The organism is Acidiphilium sp. 20-67-58, assembly GCF_002255515.1.
In the GTDB taxonomy this organism is placed as follows: Bacteria; Pseudomonadota; Alphaproteobacteria; order Acetobacterales; family Acetobacteraceae; genus Acidiphilium.
The window spans coordinates 24805-43527 of sequence record NZ_NCAS01000014.1 but is presented as its reverse complement, the minus strand read 5'-3'; the positions used below and the strand labels follow the sequence as shown (position 1 = coordinate 43527).

General features: G+C 67.4%; 13 protein-coding genes. 6 read left to right on the top strand and 7 right to left on the bottom strand.

Annotated features, from left to right (window positions below; translation table 11 throughout):
• Positions 1-3: 3 nt before the first annotated feature.
• Both B7Z76_RS07465 and gltB read left to right on the top strand, forming a co-directional pair.
• The gene (locus B7Z76_RS07465) at positions 4-1455 is read left to right on the top strand and encodes an NAD(P)-dependent oxidoreductase (protein WP_291343091.1); all 1452 of its coding nucleotides are present in this window, start codon (positions 4-6) and stop codon (positions 1453-1455) included.
• 5 nt (positions 1456-1460) lie between these two features.
• Positions 1461-5999 (top strand): glutamate synthase large subunit, encoded by a 4539-nt coding sequence (gene gltB / locus B7Z76_RS07460; RefSeq protein ID WP_291343089.1) that lies wholly within the window; start codon positions 1461-1463, stop codon positions 5997-5999.
• 15 nt (positions 6000-6014) lie between these two features.
• Here the strand turns inward: gltB and rdgB are convergent, their stop codons facing one another.
• Positions 6015-6602 carry an RdgB/HAM1 family non-canonical purine NTP pyrophosphatase gene (gene rdgB, locus B7Z76_RS07455; protein WP_291343087.1) on the bottom strand — a complete coding sequence of 196 codons (588 nt, stop codon included), beginning with the start codon at positions 6600-6602 and terminating at the stop codon, positions 6015-6017.
• Positions 6603-6609: 7 nt separating this feature from the next.
• A complete protein-coding gene (gene rph, locus B7Z76_RS07450; RefSeq protein WP_291343085.1) occupies positions 6610-7341 on the bottom strand; it encodes a ribonuclease PH in 732 nt (243 codons plus the stop codon).
• Positions 7342-7406: 65 nt separating this feature from the next.
• Here rph and hrcA point away from each other — a divergent pair, with 65 nt between their 5' ends.
• The 4 genes from hrcA (at position 7407) to B7Z76_RS07430 (ending at position 14049) form a co-directional block, all read left to right on the top strand.
• Positions 7407-8510 carry a heat-inducible transcriptional repressor HrcA gene (gene hrcA, locus B7Z76_RS07445; protein WP_174504360.1) on the top strand — a complete coding sequence of 368 codons (1104 nt, stop codon included), beginning with the start codon at positions 7407-7409 and terminating at the stop codon, positions 8508-8510.
• Positions 8507-9136 (top strand): hypothetical protein, encoded by a 630-nt coding sequence (locus B7Z76_RS07440; RefSeq protein WP_291343084.1) that lies wholly within the window; start codon positions 8507-8509, stop codon positions 9134-9136. Before hrcA ends, B7Z76_RS07440 begins: the two co-directional genes overlap by 4 nt.
• Before the next feature lie 179 nt (positions 9137-9315).
• Positions 9316-10713, top strand: coding sequence for a glycosyltransferase family 2 protein (locus B7Z76_RS07435; protein ID WP_291343082.1), 1398 nt, complete (start codon positions 9316-9318; stop codon positions 10711-10713).
• 510 nt (positions 10714-11223) lie between these two features.
• The gene (locus B7Z76_RS07430) at positions 11224-14049 is read left to right on the top strand and encodes a ribonuclease E/G (RefSeq protein ID WP_291343080.1); all 2826 of its coding nucleotides are present in this window, start codon (positions 11224-11226) and stop codon (positions 14047-14049) included.
• A gap of 147 nt (positions 14050-14196) precedes the next feature.
• Here the strand turns inward: B7Z76_RS07430 and mltG are convergent, their stop codons facing one another.
• The 5 genes from mltG to fabD all read right to left on the bottom strand — a co-directional run bounded on the left by mltG (position 14197) and on the right by fabD (position 18617).
• Positions 14197-15201 (bottom strand): endolytic transglycosylase MltG, encoded by a 1005-nt coding sequence (gene mltG, locus B7Z76_RS07425; RefSeq protein WP_291343078.1) that lies wholly within the window; start codon positions 15199-15201, stop codon positions 14197-14199.
• Positions 15202-15218: 17 nt separating this feature from the next.
• A complete protein-coding gene (gene fabF, locus B7Z76_RS07420) occupies positions 15219-16487 on the bottom strand; it encodes a beta-ketoacyl-ACP synthase II (protein WP_174504364.1) in 1269 nt (422 codons plus the stop codon).
• A 19-nt stretch (positions 16488-16506) separates the two neighbouring features.
• Positions 16507-16746: an acyl carrier protein gene (locus tag B7Z76_RS07415; protein ID WP_007422686.1), complete on the bottom strand. Its 240-nt coding sequence runs from the start codon at positions 16744-16746 to the stop codon at positions 16507-16509.
• A 172-nt stretch (positions 16747-16918) separates the two neighbouring features.
• Complete coding sequence (gene fabG / locus B7Z76_RS07410; RefSeq protein ID WP_291343071.1) at positions 16919-17668, bottom strand: 3-oxoacyl-[acyl-carrier-protein] reductase; 750 nt, start codon at positions 17666-17668, stop codon at positions 16919-16921.
• Positions 17658-18617: an ACP S-malonyltransferase gene (gene fabD, locus B7Z76_RS07405; RefSeq protein WP_174504366.1), complete on the bottom strand. Its 960-nt coding sequence runs from the start codon at positions 18615-18617 to the stop codon at positions 17658-17660. Before fabD ends, fabG begins: the two co-directional genes overlap by 11 nt.
• Between the last annotated feature and the right edge of the window lie 106 nt (positions 18618-18723).

Sequence of the window (18723 nt, the reverse complement as noted above, 5' to 3'; positions counted from 1 at the left end):
CCGATGACCGAGCACATGCAGCAATTCGTGCGTCTTGCGCAGCAGCCGCCGGAAAAACGTGCGGCCGGCGAGCGCCGTGAGGATTTCGGCGAGATCTATCGCGATTTCGACCCGAAGGCGGCGGCGGCCCAGGCCAGCCGGTGCAGCCAATGCGGGATTCCGTTCTGCCAGGTGCATTGCCCGCTGGGGAACAACATCCCAGACTGGCTGAAGCTCTCGGCCGAGGGGCGGCTCGAGGAAGCTTACGAGATTTCCGCCGCCACTAACACGTTCCCCGAAATCTGCGGCCGCATCTGCCCGCAGGATCGGTTGTGCGAGGGCAACTGCGTCATCGAGAAGGGGTTCGAGAGCGTCACCATCGGCGCCGTCGAGCGCTACATCACCGACACCGCCTTCGAGAATGGCTGGGTCCGGCCGATCCGGCCGCGGCACGAGCGCGCGCAGAGTGTCGGCATCATCGGCGCCGGGCCGGCCGGCCTTGCCGCCGCCGAGGCGCTGAGGCGCAAGGGCTATCAGGTCCATGTCCATGACCGGCACGACCGGGTGGGCGGGCTGCTGATCTACGGCATTCCCGGCTTCAAGCTGGAGAAGGAGATCGTCGCCCGGCGGCGCGCCTGGCTCGAGGATGGCGGCATCCACTTCCATCTGAACGAGGATATCGGCGGCGCCCTGAGTTTTGCCGAGCTGCGCGCGCGCTACGACGCGGTGCTGGTCGCCACCGGCGTCTACAAGGCGCGCGAGATCGACGTGCCGGGCACCGGGCTCGACGGCGTGGTGCCGGCGCTCGACTATCTCATCGCCTCGAACCGCAAGGGGCTGGGCGATGCGGTGGCGGACTACGATTCGGGTGCGTTGAACGCCGCCGGCAAGCGCGTCGTCGTCATCGGCGGCGGCGACACGGCGATGGACTGCGTGCGCACCGCCATCCGCCAGGACGCCGCCGCCGTCACCTGCCTCTACCGGCGCGACCGCGCCAACATGCCCGGCTCGGCGCGCGAGGTCGCGAACGCGATCGACGAGGGCGTCGAGTTCACCTGGCTCTCCGCGCCGGAAGCCTTCACCGGCGCCGGGCGGGTCAATGCGGTCAAGGCGATGCGGATGCATCTCGGCCTCGCCGACGCGTCCGGGCGGCAGACCGTCGAGCCGATCGCGGGCTCGGAATTCACCATCGAGGCGGATCTCGTCATCAAGGCGCTCGGCTTCGACCCCGAGGATCTGCCCGGCGCCTTCAACGAGCCCGGCCTCGCGCTCACCCGCTGGGGCACGCTGAAGGTCGATTCGAAGAGCTTCATGACGGCGTTGCCCGGCGTGTTCGCCGCCGGCGACATCGTCCGCGGCGCCAGCCTCGTCGTCTGGGCGATCAAGGACGGCCGCGATGCCGCCGACGCCATGCACACCTATCTCGAAACCGCCGCCGCGCGCCCCGGCGCCGCGCTTGCCACCGCCGCGGAGTGATGACCATGACCCATGAAACCGCCTCCGAATTCCTCGCCGCATGGCAGCGCAACACCACGGCGCTCGCCGGCAGCTACGATCCCGCGCAGGAGCATGACGCCTGCGGCGTCGGCCTGATCGCGGCGCTCGACGGGCGCAAGCGGCGCGATGTCGTCGTTGCCGGCATCGATGCGCTGAAGGCCGTCTGGCATCGCGGCGCGGTCGATGCCGATGGCAAGACCGGCGATGGCGCCGGCATCCATGTCGAGATCCCGCAGGATTTCTTCACCGATGCGGTGGAGCGCGGCGGCGACCGGATGCGCCGCGGGCCGATCGCGGTGGGCATGGTCTTTCTGCCCAAGACCGATCTCGGCGCGCAGGAGCGCTGCCGGCAGATCGTCGAGACCGAGATCCTGAATTTCGGCTACCGCATCTATGGCTGGCGCCAGGTGCCGATCGACGTGTCCTGCATCGGCGAGAAGGCGAACGCGACCCGCCCCGAGATCGAGCAGATCATGGTGTGGAACGCGCTCGGCAAGTCGGAGGAGGAGTATGAGCGCGACCTCTACGTGATCCGCCGGCGGATCGAGAAGGAAGCGATCGCGGCACAGATCCCCGAGCTCTACATCTGCTCGCTCTCCTGCCGCTCGATCATCTACAAGGGCATGTTCCTCGCCGAGAGCCTGACCGAATTCTACCCCGACCTGCTCGACGAGCGCTTCGTCTCGCGCTTCGCGATCTACCACCAGCGCTATTCGACCAACACTTTCCCCACCTGGCGGCTCGCTCAGCCGTTCCGCACGCTCGCGCATAACGGCGAGATCAACACGCTGGCCGGCAACGTGAACTGGATGAAGAGCCACGAGACGCGCCTCGCCGCCGGCGCGCTCGACGCCTATCTCGGCGACATCAAGCCGGTGATCCAGGCCGGCAGCTCCGACACCGCGACGCTCGATGCCGTCTTCGAACTGCTCGTCCATGGCGGGCGCGACGCGATGATGGCCAAGACGCTGATGATCCCGCCCTCGATCGGCGCCGATGCGACGATGAAGGCCGAGCATCGCAACCTGATCAGCTACAGCAACGCGGTGATGGAGCCGTGGGACGGCCCGGCCGCGATCACCGCGACGGATGGCCGCTTCGTCATCGCCGGGCTCGACCGCAACGGGCTGCGGCCGCTGCGCTTCACCCGCACCAGCGACAATCTGCTGATCGTCGGGTCGGAAACCGGCATGGTCAAGCGCGAGGAGGCGGAGATCGTCGAGCGCGGCCGCGTCGGGCCGGGCGAGACCATCGCCGTCGATCTCGCCGATGGGCGTTTCTACCATCATGCCGAGCTGATGGACGATCTCGCCGGCCGGCAGGATTTCGGCGCCTGGACCGCCGGCATCAAGGTGATCGACCATATCGTGAAAACCGATGCGCCCGAGCCGGTTCTCTTCGAGGGCGAGGCGCTGCGCCGCCGCCAGCTCGGCGTCGGCTACACGCTGGAGGAGCTCGAACTCATCCTGCATCCGATGGTCGAGGACGCCAACGAGGCGACCGGCTCGATGGGCGACGACACGCCGGTCGCCGTGCTGTCGGAGCGTTATCGTGGCTTGCACAATTATTTCCGCCAGAGCTTCAGCCAGGTCACCAACCCCGCGATCGACAGCCTGCGCGAAACCCGCGTGATGTCGCTCAAGACGCGGCTCGGCAATCTCGGCAACGTGCTCGACGAGGATTCCAGCCAGTGCGATCTGTTGCAGCTGGAAAGCCCGGTTCTCTCGACCGCCGAGTTCGACGCGATGCGCCGGACGATGGGCGACAATGCCTGCGTGGTGAACTGCACCTTCCCGGTCGCCGATGGCGAGGGCGGGCTGCGCGCCGCGATCGAGCGGATCCGCCGCGAGGCGGAGGAGGGCGTGCGCGCGGGCTGCACCCATGTCATTCTCACTGACGAGACGTTTGACGAGGCGCATGCGCCGATCCCGATGATCCTCGCGACCGGCGCCGTGCATACGCATCTCGTCCGCCAGTCGCTGCGGACCTTCACCAGCCTCAATGTGCGCGCCGCCGAGTGCATGGACGTGCATTACTTCGCCGTGCTGATCGGCGTGGGGGCGACCACGATCAACGCCTATCTCGCGCAGGAAAGCATTGCCGACCGGCATCGCCGCGGCCTGTTCGGGTCGATCAGCCTGAAAGAGTGCATCGGCCGCTACAAGAAGGCGGTGAACAAGGGGCTGCTCAAGGTGATGTCGAAGCTCGGCATCTCGGTGATCTCCTCCTATCGCGGCGGCTACAATTTCGAGGCGATCGGTCTCTCGCGCGCGCTGGTCGCCGAATTCTTCCCCGGCATGCCCTCGCGGATTTCCGGCATCGGCCTGCCCGGCATCGCCCACAAGATGCTGGAACTGCACCGCACCGCCTGGGATGCGGACGCCGTGACCCTGCCGGTCGGCGGCGTCTATCGTCTGCGCCGCAAGGGCGAGACCCATGCGTTCGACGGCCAGATGGTCCACATGCTGCAGACCGCGGTCGCGACCGACAGCTTCACCCTGTATCGCAAATACGCCGATGCGGTGAACGCGCAGCCGCCGGTCGCACTGCGCGACCTGCTCGATTTCCGCAGCGAGGGGCTGACGCCGATCCCGGTGGACGAGGTCGAGAGCATCACCGAAATTCGCAAGCGTCTGGTCGCACCGGGCATTTCGCTCGGCGCGCTCAGCCCCGAGGCGCACGAGACTCTGTCGATCGCGATGAACCGCATCGGCGCGCGCTCGGATTCGGGCGAGGGCGGCGAGGACGCGGCGCGCGCGACGCCGCGGCCGAACGGCGATAACGCCTCGTCAGCGATCAAGCAGATCGCCTCGGGCCGCTTCGGCGTGACCGCGGAATATCTCAACAATTGCCGCGAGATCGAGATCAAGGTCGCCCAGGGTGCGAAGCCCGGCGAGGGCGGCCAGCTGCCCGGCTTCAAGGTCACCGAGCTGATCGCCAAGCTCCGGCATTCGACGCCGGGGGTGATGCTGATCAGCCCGCCGCCGCATCACGACATCTACTCGATCGAGGATCTCGCGCAGCTGATCTACGATCTCAAGCAGATCAACCCGCAGGCGACGGTGTGCGTGAAGCTGGTCTCGCGCTCGGGCATCGGCACCATCGCCGCCGGCGTCGCGAAGGCGAAGGCGGATGCGATCCTGATCTCCGGCCATTCCGGCGGCACCGGCGCCTCGCCGCAGACCTCGATCAAATATGCCGGCCTGCCCTGGGAGATGGGCCTGTCGGAAACGCATCAGGTGCTGATGCTCAACCGGCTGCGCCACATGGTGAAGCTGCGCACCGATGGCGGCATCAAGACCGGGCGCGACGTTGTGATCGCGGCCATGCTCGGCGCCGAGGAATTCGGCATCGGCACCGCCTCGCTGGTGGCGATGGGCTGCATCATGGTCCGCCAGTGCCATTCCAACACCTGCCCGGTCGGCGTCTGCACGCAGGATGAGGCGCTGCGCGCGAAGTTCGAAGGCACGCCGGAGAAGGTCATCAACCTGTTCTCCTTCATCGCCGAGGACGTGCGGCACATCCTGGCCTCGCTCGGCGTGCGGCGGCTCGAGGACGTGATCGGCCGGACCGACTTCCTGCACCAGATCTCGCGCGGCTCCGAGCTGCTCGACGATCTCGATCTCAATCCGCTGCTCGCCCAGGCCGACCCCGGCCCCTATGCGCGCTTCTGCACGTTGCAGGGCCGCAACGAGGTACCGGAGACGCTGGACGCGCAGATGATCGAGGATGCGACACCGTTCTTCGAGCGCGGCGAGAAGATGCAGCTGCAATACGGCATCCGCAACACGCATCGCGCGATTGGCACCAAGTTCTCGGGGCAGATCGTGCGGCGCAAGCGCGGCGCCGACCTGCAGGCCGACCACGTTACCGTGCGGCTGCGCGGGGCTGCGGGCCAGTCGCTCGGCGCCTTCGCGGTGCGCGGGCTCAAGCTCGAGGTCTTCGGCGATGCCAACGACTATGTCGGCAAGGGCCTGTCGGGGGCGACCATCGTGGTGCGGCCTGCGCCGTCGTCGATGCTTGTCAGCCAGGATAACACGATCATCGGCAATACCTGCCTCTATGGCGCAACCTCCGGCCGGCTGTTCGCCGCCGGCCAGGCGGGCGAGCGCTTCGCGGTGCGCAATTCCGGCGCCGTGGCGGTGGTCGAGGGGGCAGGGTCGAATGCCTGCGAATACATGACCGGCGGAACGGTCGTGATCCTCGGCCCGGTGGGCGATAATTTCGGCGCCGGCTTCACCGGCGGCATCGCCTTCATCTACGATCCCGCCGCCGAATTCGAGATGCGGATCAACCCCGACACGCTGCTCTGGAACCGGGTGACCGAGACCTATTGGGCGCAGCATCTGCGCGACCTCGTGACCGAACACGCGCGCGAGACGCAGAGCCTCTACGCCGAGCGCCTGCTCAACGAATGGGAGCGCACGCTGGCGCGGTTCTGGATGGTGGTGCCGCGCGACTATGCGCGCTTCCTGCCGGTGCCGATGACGGCGCCGGCGGCAGCGAAGATTCCTGCCGAGTAATCGGCAGGAATACCTTCAACCGAGATGCGCTGCGGCGAACTGCCGCAGCGCCCGGTAGCGGTGGCTGATCGCCGATTTCTCGGCCTTGTTGAGTTCGGCGAAGCTGCGCGTCTCGCCGAGCGGCACGAAAACCGGGTCATAGCCGAACCCGCCGGCGCCGCGCGGTGCCGGGGCGATGCGCCCGCGGCACCAGCCGAGATAGGTGAAGGTCCGCCCTTCCGGTGTCGCGAGGCAGATCGCGGCGGCGAAGGCGGCACGGTCATCCGCCCGGCTGGCGGCGATGATGTTTGCCATCGCCGCTTCATAGCCGCCCGCCTCCTGCGCAAATCGCGCCGAGCGCACGCCTGGCGCACCGCCGAGGGACGCGACCTCCAGCCCGGAATCATCCGCGATCGCCGGCAGGCCGCTCGCTTTTGCCGCCGCCAGCGCCTTGATCCGCGCATTGCCGGCGAAATCCGGCGCATCCTCCGCCGGCTCAGGCAGGCCGAGCGCGCCGGAGGATGTACAATCGAGCCCGTGCGGGGCCAGCAGCAGGGCGAATTCGGCGAGTTTGCCCGCATTGTGGGTGGCGATCACCACTCGCTGGCCGCGTTCGAGCCGCATGGCCGCCTCAGGCCGCATCGAGGGCCGCGCGCTGGGCCGCGAAGAGTTCGGCGGTGCCCTTGCGGGCAAGGCCGAGCAGGGTGCCGAAGGTTGCCTCCTCGAAGGTGGCGCGCTCGGCGGTCGCCTGGATCTCGACGATGCCGCCCGTGCCGGTGAGGACGAAATTGGCATCCGCCTCGGCATTGGAATCCTCGGCGTAATCGAGGTCGAGCACCGGCACGCCCCCGAACACACCGCAGGATACCGCCGCAACCTGGCCAATCAGCGGGTCGGTCCCGATCACGTTCGCTTTGCGCAGCTTGCGGATCGCCAGCGCGAGCGCGACCCAGGCGCCGGTGATCGCGGCACAGCGTGTGCCGCCATCGGCGTTCAGCACGTCGCAATCGAGGGTGATGGTCATCTCGCCCAGCGCCGTGCGGTCGATCACCGCGCGCAGCGAGCGGCCGATCAGCCGCTGGATTTCCTGCGTGCGGCCGGATTGCTTGCCGCGCGTCGCCTCGCGGTCGCCGCGGGTGTGGGTCGCGCGCGGCAGCATGCCGTATTCCGCCGTCACCCAGCCCTGGCCGGCACCGCGCAGGAAGCCCGGCACCCGGCCCTCCACGCTCGCCGCGCACAGCACCTCGGTGCCGCCCATGCGGATCAGTGCCGAGCCTTCGGCATGGTGGGAGAAGCCGGTGACGATCTCCACCTGGCGCAGCGCATCGGCCGCGCGGCCGCTCGGTCTCTTGATTTCGGGCATCGGTCCACTCCTGTCGGAAAAACGTGTCGCTTGATTTTCGCCCCGCGATACCCGACTCTGGCGCCATGGACCAGACATCCAAGCGTTCCTCCGCCCGCACCGGTCGGCCGAAGCCGGCGATCGGGCCGATGCGCCTGCCGCCGGGGCTCGATGAACGCTCCGCCGCGGTGCTGCGCGAAATCGTTGAACAATATGTCGAGACCGGCGAGCCGGTGGGCAGCCGCACGCTCTCGCGCCTGCTGCCGATGGGCCTGTCGCCGGCGACGATCCGCAACGTGATGGCAGACCTGACCGATGCCGGGCTGCTGTTCTCGCCGCATATCTCGGCCGGACGACTGCCCACCGAGCGCGGCTTGCGCCTGTTCGTCGACGGGTTGCTGCATTTCGGCGAATTGTCGGACGAGGAGCGCGAGCGGATCGAGGCCGCACTCGCCCAGTCCGGCCGGTCGATCCAGGACACGCTGACCGAGGCCTCCGCCCTGCTCTCGGGCCTGTCGCAGGCGGCGGGGATCGTGCTGGCGCCGAAATCGGAAGGGGCGGTGAAGCATATCGAATTCGTGCCGCTGAGTTCCGGCCGTGCCCTCGTCGTGCTCGTCTCGGCGGATGGCCAGGTCGAGAACCGGGTGATCGAAACGCCGCCCGGCGTGCCGCCCTCGACGCTGCAGGAGGCGAGCAACTACCTCAATGCCCAGCTCTCCGGCCTGTCGCTTGGCGAATTGCGGGTTCGCGTCGCCGATGACATGAAGGCCGACCGCTCGGCGCTGGACGATCTCGCCGCCGGTATCGTCGAGGCCGGTCTCGCGACCTGGTCGGCCGAGGGCAGGGGCGGCTCGCTGATCGTGCGCGGCCAGGCGCGGCTGCTCGCCGATGTCGACCAACTGGAAAAACTCGCCTCCGTCCAGCAGCTCTTCGAGCGTCTGGAAGCGCAGGAGACGATGCTGAAGCTGCTCGATCTCGCCGAGCGGTCCGACGGTGTGCGCATCTTCATCGGCGCCGAAAGCGGGCTGTTCGGCGCCTCCGGCATGTCGATGGTCGTCGCCCCGGCGCGCTCGCGCGACGACCGCATCGTGGGCGCGATCGGCGTGATCGGGCCGACGCGGATCAATTATGGGCGCATCATCCCGGTGGTGGACTATACCGCGCGGGTGATCGGGAGGCTGCTGGGATGAGGCGAATTGGGAAACGGCTGCCGCGTGGCGGCTTCAAGCGCAATGCGGCGGCGGCTTTCGGGCTGCTGCTCCTGCCGGCCCTCGCACAGGCAGCGCCGCGCGTCATCCCCGTGCGCGATGCGCGCGCGGTCTATCGGGTGAGCCAGCCCGGCCGCCCCGCGCAGACCTGGGCGGTGCGGTTCGATGCGGCTGACGGCCTGGTGCGAGCGACCAGCCTGTCCGGCACGCCGATGCCGATGACCGTCCTGCTCGACCTTCACGACGGGCGGGCCCAGCTCGTGCTGACGCAGATGCACGCGCTGGTGAACGTTCCTGGCGTTGCCGGCGCCATGGCGCGGGTGATGGCGATGCAGGGCGCGCATTTCACCCCGCTGGGGCCGGCAACCATCGCCGGCATGCGCTGCACCCGCTACCTCGTCCTGCGGCGCAACGCCTCGGGCACCGCCTGCCTGACACCGGATGGCTTCGCCCTCGCCGCCGCGGGTGGCGACACACACGGGCATGTGAGCGTCGAGGCGCTGTCCTTGCGCCTTGCCCCGCAACCGGCGAGCGATTTCGCGCCGCCCGCCGGCTATTCGCAGGTCACCCTGCCGCCATCGATGCTTGCGGGGTTGCTCGGACAATAGAGCATCATCCGATCAGATGGAGTCATATGATCGAATAAAGATGCTCTGTTTCCAAATATGGTAGAGCACGACATCCGATCCGAACGGATCGGAAAGCGTTCTAAACTACGACAGGATACGATTTCTTCGCCCGTTATCTTCATTGTTCTCGTTTTTATTTCAAAAATTTTTGATCCAACATGGCAAGATACAGATTTTCCGTTGTCGCCTGTGCGCGCTGGGAGTCGCCATTCATCGTCGAGTGGCTGAACTACTACCGATCGATCGGCTTCGATCATGTGTTCCTCTACTGCAACGACGACGATCCAAGGGAACTCTACGGCACGTGTCTGCCGTTCGTTCTGGGCAATGATCCGTTCGTCACCTTCCGGCATTATCCGGTGCAGGGCGAGCAATTGCGGATGTACAGTCACTTCCTGCGGCACGACCGGGACCTGACCGAATGGGTCGGCTTCTTCGACATCGATGAATTTCTGCGCCTGCCGCCCGGCCGGACGATCGGGCAGTTCGTCGGCGGCATCGGCGCGCCGGCGGATTGCGTGCTGTTCAACTGGATCTTTTTCGGGCCGAACGGGCATCAGGACAGGCCGGGAGACAGCATTCTCGGCGACTACACACGTCGCCAGAAGATCATTCATCCTTTGACCAAATATGTCGCCCGGTCGGCCATACTGTCGGACATGCTGAAGGGATCGCAACTGCAAAATGTTGCGAAGGAGAATCCCTTCTGGCACAGCCCGATCAGCCATGTCGACGGTCCTGTTCGGGTTGTGAATGCGATCGGCGAGGACATGTCGCGCTATTACGAAGGGTTTCCCGAGGCGTCTGCGGCATTCGCCAACGATCCGGGCCGCAGCGCCGCCCTGCTCGCCACGGCGATGGTCCATCACTACGCATTCCGCACGGAAACCGCCTTTGTCGAACGGGCGAAGCGCGGGCTTGGCGGCGCGTTCGGCGACCAGACCATCTGGAGCGACCTCGCCGCCGGTGCTGGTTTCGCTTCGTTTCTGGCCGGTCTTCACGAGGTCGAGGACCGCTCGCTCGCGCATTTCTGGCCGGATCTGCTCGGCAAGGCCGGTGCCACGACCATCCCGGTGACCGGCCAGCCCGGCCTGCCGGCGAGCCGGGGGAAGGTCGCGACCCAAAGCTCGATCTCGGCCTGGTCGGCGGGGTCGTCACCCGAAGCCGATGCGATCCGGGCGCTGAACGGCGTGATCGATGGCCGGGGCAAATTCCACACCGATCTCGACGATGTCCCGTGGTGGCGGGTCGATCTCGGCGCGGTTCACGGCATCAGCGCGGTCAAGCTGTTCAACCGCATGGAGTTGCCGGCCATCGCTGCGCGGGCGAACCGGCTCGCCATCGATATCGGCTTCGATCCGGAGCGCCTCATCGAGGTGTTCCGCCGCGAGAGTGAAACCCCGTTCGGCGGCGCCGATGGCCAGCCGCTGGTCTTCGCGCCCGCGATCCCCATCCCTGGCCGCTTCGTGCGGATTCGCCTGTTGGAGAAGAATTACCTGCACCTTGATCAGGTGGAGGTGTATGGCGAGGCGCTGCCGCTGGCCTCCCATCCCTGAAATCGGGGGTGGTTTCGGCGTGATTGCGGATGGCTGGCACATCGCGGATCGGGCGCGAACGCGATGGGCAGGGATGCTGGAGGCCGTCTCCCCGGACAAGGCAGGGTTGGCTGGCCGGTCGGGCCCGGTTTCGGCCGGTTCGGAAACAACCCTTGCCATGAACCCGGCTTTGCGCCATTGAGAGAGAATCAATGGGTTGATCCGCGGTGCGAAAAACTGCGTGGTCCCTCATCCACTGATAAACGGGCGCCGGCCGGGTCGCGACAGCGGGCCGTAATGCGCCGAACCGACTCGGCCAGGCTGCGGGCATGTCGCAGCCAGCCTACGAGACAAGGACCGATGACCGCGCTTTCCGTCGCACAATTCTCAAGCAGCGCCTGTCCATCCGGCGCTTCATGCGGCCAGCGCACCAGTCCTTGACCATGTTTCGAACAATCTTGCCCCAACATCCGCGCCCGCAGGCAGGTGACCCCACGGTCCCGCCGCCGGCGCGCAGGAGTTTTTCCCCAAATGACCAAGACCATGCTCATCGACGCCAGCCACGCGGAGGAAACCCGCGTGGTGGTGTTGGACAACAACCGCCTCGATGACTTCGATATCGAAACCGCCGACAAGAAGCAGATCAAGGGCAATATCTATCTTGCCAAGGTCATTCGCGTAGAGCCCAGCCTGCAGGCCGCCTTCGTCGAATATGGCGGCAACCGGCACGGCTTCCTCGCCTTCGCCGAAATCCACCCCGATTATTACCAGATCCCCGTTGCCGACCGGCAGAAGCTGCTCGAACTCGAAGCCGAGGAGGCCCGCCGCCGCGTCGAGGCCGAGGAGGCCGAGGATGCGCGGGAGGCGGCCCTCGAAACCGGCCGCCCGCCCCAGGTCACCGAAATCCCGATCGCCGATGCGCCGCCCGCTTCAGCAGGTGACGATACCGAAACCGCATCCGGCGATACCGAAGATGCCGCGCCGCAGCCGCAGGACGCCGGTTCCGCCGACATGCAGGACGCCGAGCCGGCCGAGCCGACCGAAGGCGTCGCCACCGATGCCGCCGCCCCCGAGCAGATCGGCGGTGATGACGGGGTCGACGGCGCGGAAGAGGCGCGGGAGCGCCGGCGTGCCCGCGCCCTGCGTTCCTACAAGATCCAGGAAGTGATCCATCGTCGCCAGATCATTCTGGTGCAGGTGGTCAAGGAGGAGCGCGGCTCGAAGGGCGCCGCGCTGACGACCTACATTTCGCTGGCCGGCCGTTTTTCCGTGCTGATGCCGAATTCGCCCAATGGCGGCGGCGTTTCGCGCAAGATCACCTCGCTGGCGGATCGCCGGCGGCTCAAGGAAGCGGTGTCCGAGCTGGACGTGCCCCATGGCATGGGCATGATCGTCCGTACCGCGGGCGCCAACCGGCCGAAGCCGGAAATCAAGCGCGATGGCGAATACCTGCTGCGGCTGTGGGACGATATCCGCGAGCGCACCCTGGCCTCGATCGCACCCGCGCTGGTGTATGAGGAAGCCTCGCTGATCAAGCGGACCATCCGCGACGTCTATACCCGCGATGTGGACCAGGTGCTGATCGAGGGCGAGGAGGGCTTCCGCTCCGCGCGCGATTTCATGCGGATGCTGATGCCGACGCATGTGAAGAAGGTTCAGCAATGGAGCGAGCGGCAGCCGCTCTTCGCCCGCCACAATGTCGAGCAGATGCTCGATCAGATGTTCCAGCCGACAGTGCAGCTCAAATCGGGCGGCTATCTGGTCATCAACCAGACCGAGGCGCTGGTCGCGATCGACGTGAACTCCGGGCGGTCGACGCGCGAGCGCAATATCGAGGATACCGCGCTGCGCACCAATCTGGAAGCGGCCGACGAAGTGGCGCGGCAGCTGCGCCTGCGCGACCTTGCAGGGCTGATCGTCGTCGATTTTATCGACATGGAGACCCGCAAGCACAACGCGATGGTCGAGCGCCGGCTGAAGGATGCGCTGAAGAACGACCGCGCGCGCATCCAGGTCGGCAGCATCAGCCATTTCGGCCTGCTGGAGATGAGCCGCCAGCGGCTCCGGCCGTCGCTGGCCGAGACCATGCTGATCCCGTGCCCGCATTGCCAGGGTGTCGGCCATGTCCGCAGCACGGCGAGCACGGCGCTGGCGGTGCTGCGCGCGATCGAGGACGAGGCGGCCGGCCGCGCCGCCGAGCTGCTGGTGCACCTCACACCGGATGTCGCGCTCTATATCTTCAACCACAAGCGCGCCCAGCTGGCCGCCATCGAGGCGCGCTTCGGCATGCAGGTCGCCTTCGTGGCCGATGGCACGGTACCTGCCACCTTCAAGATCGAGAAGGTGAGGACGCACGCCGCATCGCGGCCGCAGGAAGCGCCGGTCGCCGCACAAAGCGCGCCGGTCGTCGAGGCCGAGGAGGTTGAGGCCGAGGCCGAGGCGCCGGATCAGGGCGATGAGGCCGAGGCGCCGGTCGCCGACGCCGCCGGCAAGGCCGCAGCGGACGATGGCGAGCGCCGCCGCCGTCGCCGCCGCCGCCGCCGTGGCGGGCGGCGCGAGGAGCAGCCCGTGCTGCCCGGCGCCGAACAGCCGGACATGACCGAGATGCCGGCTGAATTCGCCGTGCGGCTTGACGAGACGCTGGGCCAGGACCGGGGCCGGCGCCGGGCGATGCGGGATGCCGTGCCCGAAACCATGACCGAAACCATGACCGAAACCATGACCGAAACCATGCCAGCGCCTGTGTCGGAGAGCGATCAAGAAGCCGCGCCCAAAAACGCACAGGAAAACGCACAGGCAACCGTGGCGGAGTCGGCACAGGCCTCCGCGCCCGAGCCGGAAGCGGAACCCGAAGCCGCAATCCCAGCTTCGGCGAATGTGGTGGAATCGCTCCCGGAAGAGGCCGCAGCGTCGGCCGAGCCGCAGGCGAAGCCGAAGCGCCGCGCCGCCGCCACCCGCACCCCGGCAAAGACGCCGCGTCCCCGCCGCACAAAGGCGAAGGAGGCCGCATCCCCCGAGCCACAGGAGCCGGTCTTCACCGACATCGCGGATATTTTCGAAGCGGCGGAGAGGGCTGAAGCCGCCGCGCCGAAACCCGCCCGCCGGCCCCGGCGGACCCGTGCCACGAGTGCAGCGGAAACCGCTTCATCCGAGCCCATCGTCGGAACCGAAGCCGCTGCTGCGGCGGAAAACGGTCTCGCCCTCGCCGCACCCGAGGCGCCCGCACCTGAGGCCGCAATAGCCGCCGATCAGGCAGCCGAGGCGCCGCGCGGCCCCGCGGTCCAGCCGGTGGTGATCGGCGGCAGCGAAGCCGCACCCGCCCAGCGCAAGCGCGGCTGGTGGAAACGCCCGGCCTGACCACGCCGAAACCGGCCGGCTCCCCAACCAGAGCATCCTTATCCGATCAGATGAATCCCGTCTGATCGGATGATGCTCTGGTTATCAACAAGATAGAGCGCTGTATCCGATCCCTCAGAATCGGAACGTGCTCCAGGGGAGCCGGACTTATTTCACGCCTGGTGCGGTGCCGGGCGCGGCATCGCGTTTCGACCTGACGGCGTCGTAGCGAGCGATATTCCTGCGCTGCTCCGCGAAGGTGCGCGCGAAGACATGCCCGCCGGTGCCAGTTGCAACGAAATAAAGCGCGTCGGTCGTCGCCGGATGCAGCACGGCGCTGATCGCGGCAAGTCCTGGCGCGCAGATCGGGCCGGGCGGCAGTCCCTTGTGGCGATAGGTGTTGTAGGGGCTTGCTGTGGCGAGATCCCGCTCATCGACCCGGTGGGGAAGGGCGGTCGCAGCCCCCTTGGTCACGGCGTAGATCACCGTGGGGTCGGCCTGCAGCTTCATTCCCCTGGCCAGCCGGTTCTCATAGACCCCGGCGATTTTCGGCAACTCGGCGGCAAGCGGCGTTTCAAGCTGCACGATCGAGGCAAGGATCAGCGCCTGCCGTTTCGTCGCCACCGGCAGGCCGGGCGCGCGGGTGGCCCATTCCTTTACCAGCGCCGCCTGCATCGCCGCCTGCATGCGTGCGACGATGGCAGCGCGCGCCGTGCCATAGGTATAGTCGTAGGTTTGCGGCAGCACGCTGCCTTCGGGCGGCGGCGACACCTGGCCGGTTGCGTGCGGCAGGGCGTTCAGGATCGCCGCGATCCGAGCTGATGTCAGCCCCTCGGGAATCGTCGCCTTGAACTGGATTTCCGGTGCGAAGCGCAGCGTGTGCAGCACGGCGCGCAGGCTGGCATGATCGGTAAAGCGGAAATCGCCGGACCGGATGGGGCCCTGGCCGCGTGTCAGAAAGGCGGCGATCTCGAATAATCGCGCCGAGCCTATGGCCTTCTCGCGCGCCAGAAGCCTGGCCACCTGATGTGTGCCGCCGGGCGGGATGAAAATGTCGGAAGTGACAGGCAGCGGGCCCGGGCCGTCATAGAGCTGACTGGCCGCCATTCTGCCCATCTGCAGCAACACCAGCACGGTGAGCAGCAGAAGGATCAGGCGCCACGGGCCGCGCATGCGAAGGAAAGCCTGGCTCAGCCAGGCTTGCGGAACAGGATCGATGCGTTGGTGCCGCCGAAGCCGAAGCTGTTGGATAGCACGATATCGATCTTGCGCTGCTGTGCTGTGTGGGCCACGCGGTCGATCACGCTGGCGCGGCTCGGCTCGTCGAGGTTGAGGGTCGGCGGGGCGACGCCATCGCGCAACGCGAGGATGGAGAAGATCGCCTCGACCGCGCCGGCAGCACCGAGCAGATGGCCGGTCGCCGATTTGGTGGACGACATCGCCACGTTCCGCGCCGCATCGCCGAACAGGTTCTCGACCGCTTCGAGTTCCAGATCGTCGCCCATCGGCGTCGATGTGCCATGGGCATTGATGTAGTCGACATCGGCGGCAGTGAGCCCGCCCGATTTCAGCGCCGCCTTCATCGCGCGGAACGCGCCGTCGTGATGCGGGGCGGGGGCGGTGATGTGATGCGCATCGCCGGACATGCCGTAGCCGGCGATCTCGGCGTAGATCTTGGCGCCGCGCTTCTTGGCGTGCTCATATTCCTCGAGGAACAGCACGCCCGCGCCTTCGCCCATCACGAACCCGTCGCGATCCTTGTCCCACGGGCGGGACGCGGCCTTGGGGTTGTCGTTGAAGGCGGTGGACAGCGCGCGGGAGGCGCAGAACCCGGCAATCCCGATCTCGCAGACTGCCCCTTCGGCGCCGCCGGCGAGCATGATGTCGGCATCGCCGAGGGCGATCAGCCGCGCCGCGTCGCCAACCGCGTGAACCCCGGTGGCGCAGGCGGTGACGGCGGAATGGTTCGGCCCTTTCAGACCGAACCGGATCGAGACGTGGCCGGAGACGAGGTTGACCAGGGCGGACGGAATGAAGAAGGGCGACAGGCGGCGCGCCCGGCCTTCATGAACCATGATCGAAGCATCGTAGATGGTCTGCAACCCGCCGATGCCCGAGCCGATCATCACGCCAGCGGCATAGCTGTCCTCGTCCGTCGCGGGGGTCCAGCCGGAATCTTCCATCGCCTCGACGGATGCCGCCATCCCGAGATGGATGAAGCGATCCATCTTCTTCTGCTCTTTCGGCGGGATCCACTCGTTGAGATCGAACCCGCCATCCGCCCGCGACCCCGCGGGCAGTTCGCCCGCGACCTTGCAGGGCAGATCCGCCGGGTCGAACCTGGTTATCGGACCGATGCCCGATTCCCCGGCAATCAAACGCCGCCAGACATGCTCGACCCCGACGCCCAGAGGGCTCGCGATCCCCATGCCTGTCACCACGACCCGACGCATGCTCATGTTCCGTCCGATACCTGACTTATTCGGCTTTCTTCTTTTCGATGTAGTCGATCGCGTCCTTGACGGTGCCGATCTTCTCGGCCGCGTCCTCGGGGATCTCCACACCGAAGGCTTCCTCGAAAGCCATGACCAGCTCGACCGTATCGAGGCTGTCAGCGCCCAGATCGTCGATGAAGGAGGCTTCCGGCGTCACCTTTGCCTCGTCCACGCCGAGGTGCTCGACGACAATCTTCTTCACTTTTTCGGCGACTTCACTCATCGAATTCATGCTCCTGTAGAGATCGTTGGGCGATATGTACCGGCGGCATCGACCATCCCGCCTCCGGTCGTATGGATAACACGCAATATTCGTGGCGCACGAGGCCGGCTCCACGATCATTGCCAAAGTCCGGCGCGCTTAGCATGGTTCGCCCGGTCGCGCCAACCGCAGCTCAGATCATGGCCATGCCACCGTTCACATGCATGATTGCACCGGTGACCCAGGCGGCGGCATCCGACGCCAGATAGGCCACGGCGGCGGCGACGTCCTGCGGCCTGCCGAGGCGGCCGAGCGGGATCTTTTCGGCCAGTGCGCCACGCTGCGCTTCGCTCAGCGCATCCGTCATCGCGGTTTCGATGAAGCCCGGCGCCACGAGATTGACGGTGATGTTGCGCGAGGCGACTTCCTGCGCCATCGATTTCGTCATCCCGATCAGCCCGGCCTTGGCCGCGGCATAGTTGACCTGGCCGGGATTGCCGGTGCTGCCGACGATGCTGCCGATATTGATGATGCGCCCGGCGCGCCGGCGCATCATGCCCTTCATCACCGCGCGCGACAGGCGGAACGGGGCGGCGAGATCGACATCCATCACCTGGTTCCAGGCCTCGTCGGACATGCGCAGCACGAGGCCGTCGCGGGTCAGGCCGGCATTGTTCACCAGGATGTCGATGTGCCCGACCGCCGATTCGGCGGCGCCGATCAGCGCCTCCGCCGCCTTGGGGTCGGAGAGGTCGGCGGGGCAGACATGAGCGCGCTCGCCAAGCTCGGCCGCGAGCGCGGCCAGGGCGGATTCGCGGGTGCCGGAGAGTGCGACAGCGGCACCGAGCCCGTGCAGCGTGCGCGCGATGGCGGCGCCGATGCCGCCCGAGGCGCCGGTGATGAGAGCGGTGCGTCCGGCCAGCGAGAAAAGATCAGCCGACATGTTTGACGAGCTCCTCGAGTTCGGCCGGCGTGCCGCAAGACATGGCCTCGGCATCGGGGGCGATGCGCCGCGCAAGACCGGAGAGCACCTTGCCCGCGCCGAGTTCGACGAAGCGGGTCACGCCGAGGCCCGTCATCGTGCCAACCGATTCGCGCCAGCGGACCGGCGCGGTCACCTGCTCGACCAGCCGTGCGGCGATCTCCGCCGGGTCGGTGACCTTCGCCGCGGTGACATTGGCGATCAGCGGAACGACCGGCGCCCTCAGGGTCACGCCGGCCAGCGCCTCGCGCATCGTCTCGGCGGCGGGGGCCATCAGCGCGCAGTGAAACGGCGCCGAAACCGGCAGCTTCAGGGCGCGCTTGATGCCCTGCGCGCGGGCGATCTCGATGGCCCGGTCGACCGCCGCGGCGGCGCCGGAAATCACCACCTGGCCGCCGCCATTGTCATTCGCGACCGAGACGACCTGCCGCCCCTCCGGCCCTTCGGCCGCCGCGGCGCAGATCTGCTCGGCAGCGTCGCGCTCGACGCCGAGGAGCGCCGCCATGGCGCCCTCGCCGGGCGGCACCGCCTGCTGCATCGCGGTGCCACGAATGCGCAGCAGGCGCGCGGCATCGGCGATCCCGAACGTGCCGGCGGCCGCGAGTGCCGAATATTCGCCGAGCGAATGGCCGGCGACCACCGCCGCGCGATTGCCGAGCACAATGCCGGCTTCCTTCTCAAGGCAGCGCAGCACCGCCATCGACATCGCCATGAGGGCGGGCTGGGCGTTCTCGGTGAGGGTGAGTTCCTCAGCCGGGCCCTCGAACATCAGCCGGGAGAGCTTCTGCTTGAGAACCTCGTCCACTTCCTGGAATACCTCGCGCGCCGGCGCGAAGGCGGCAGCCAGGTCGCGCCCCATGCCCACGGCCTGGCTGCCCTGTCCTGGAAAGATGAAGGCGTTCACCGCCATATTCCGTTTCTCCTGTCGTCCCGGCGACGCGGTCGGCATGGCCCTGCCGGCCCTGAATATCCCGCAATCGCGTGCTCTGACGCTGGCGCGGGGTAGATGCAGGGCG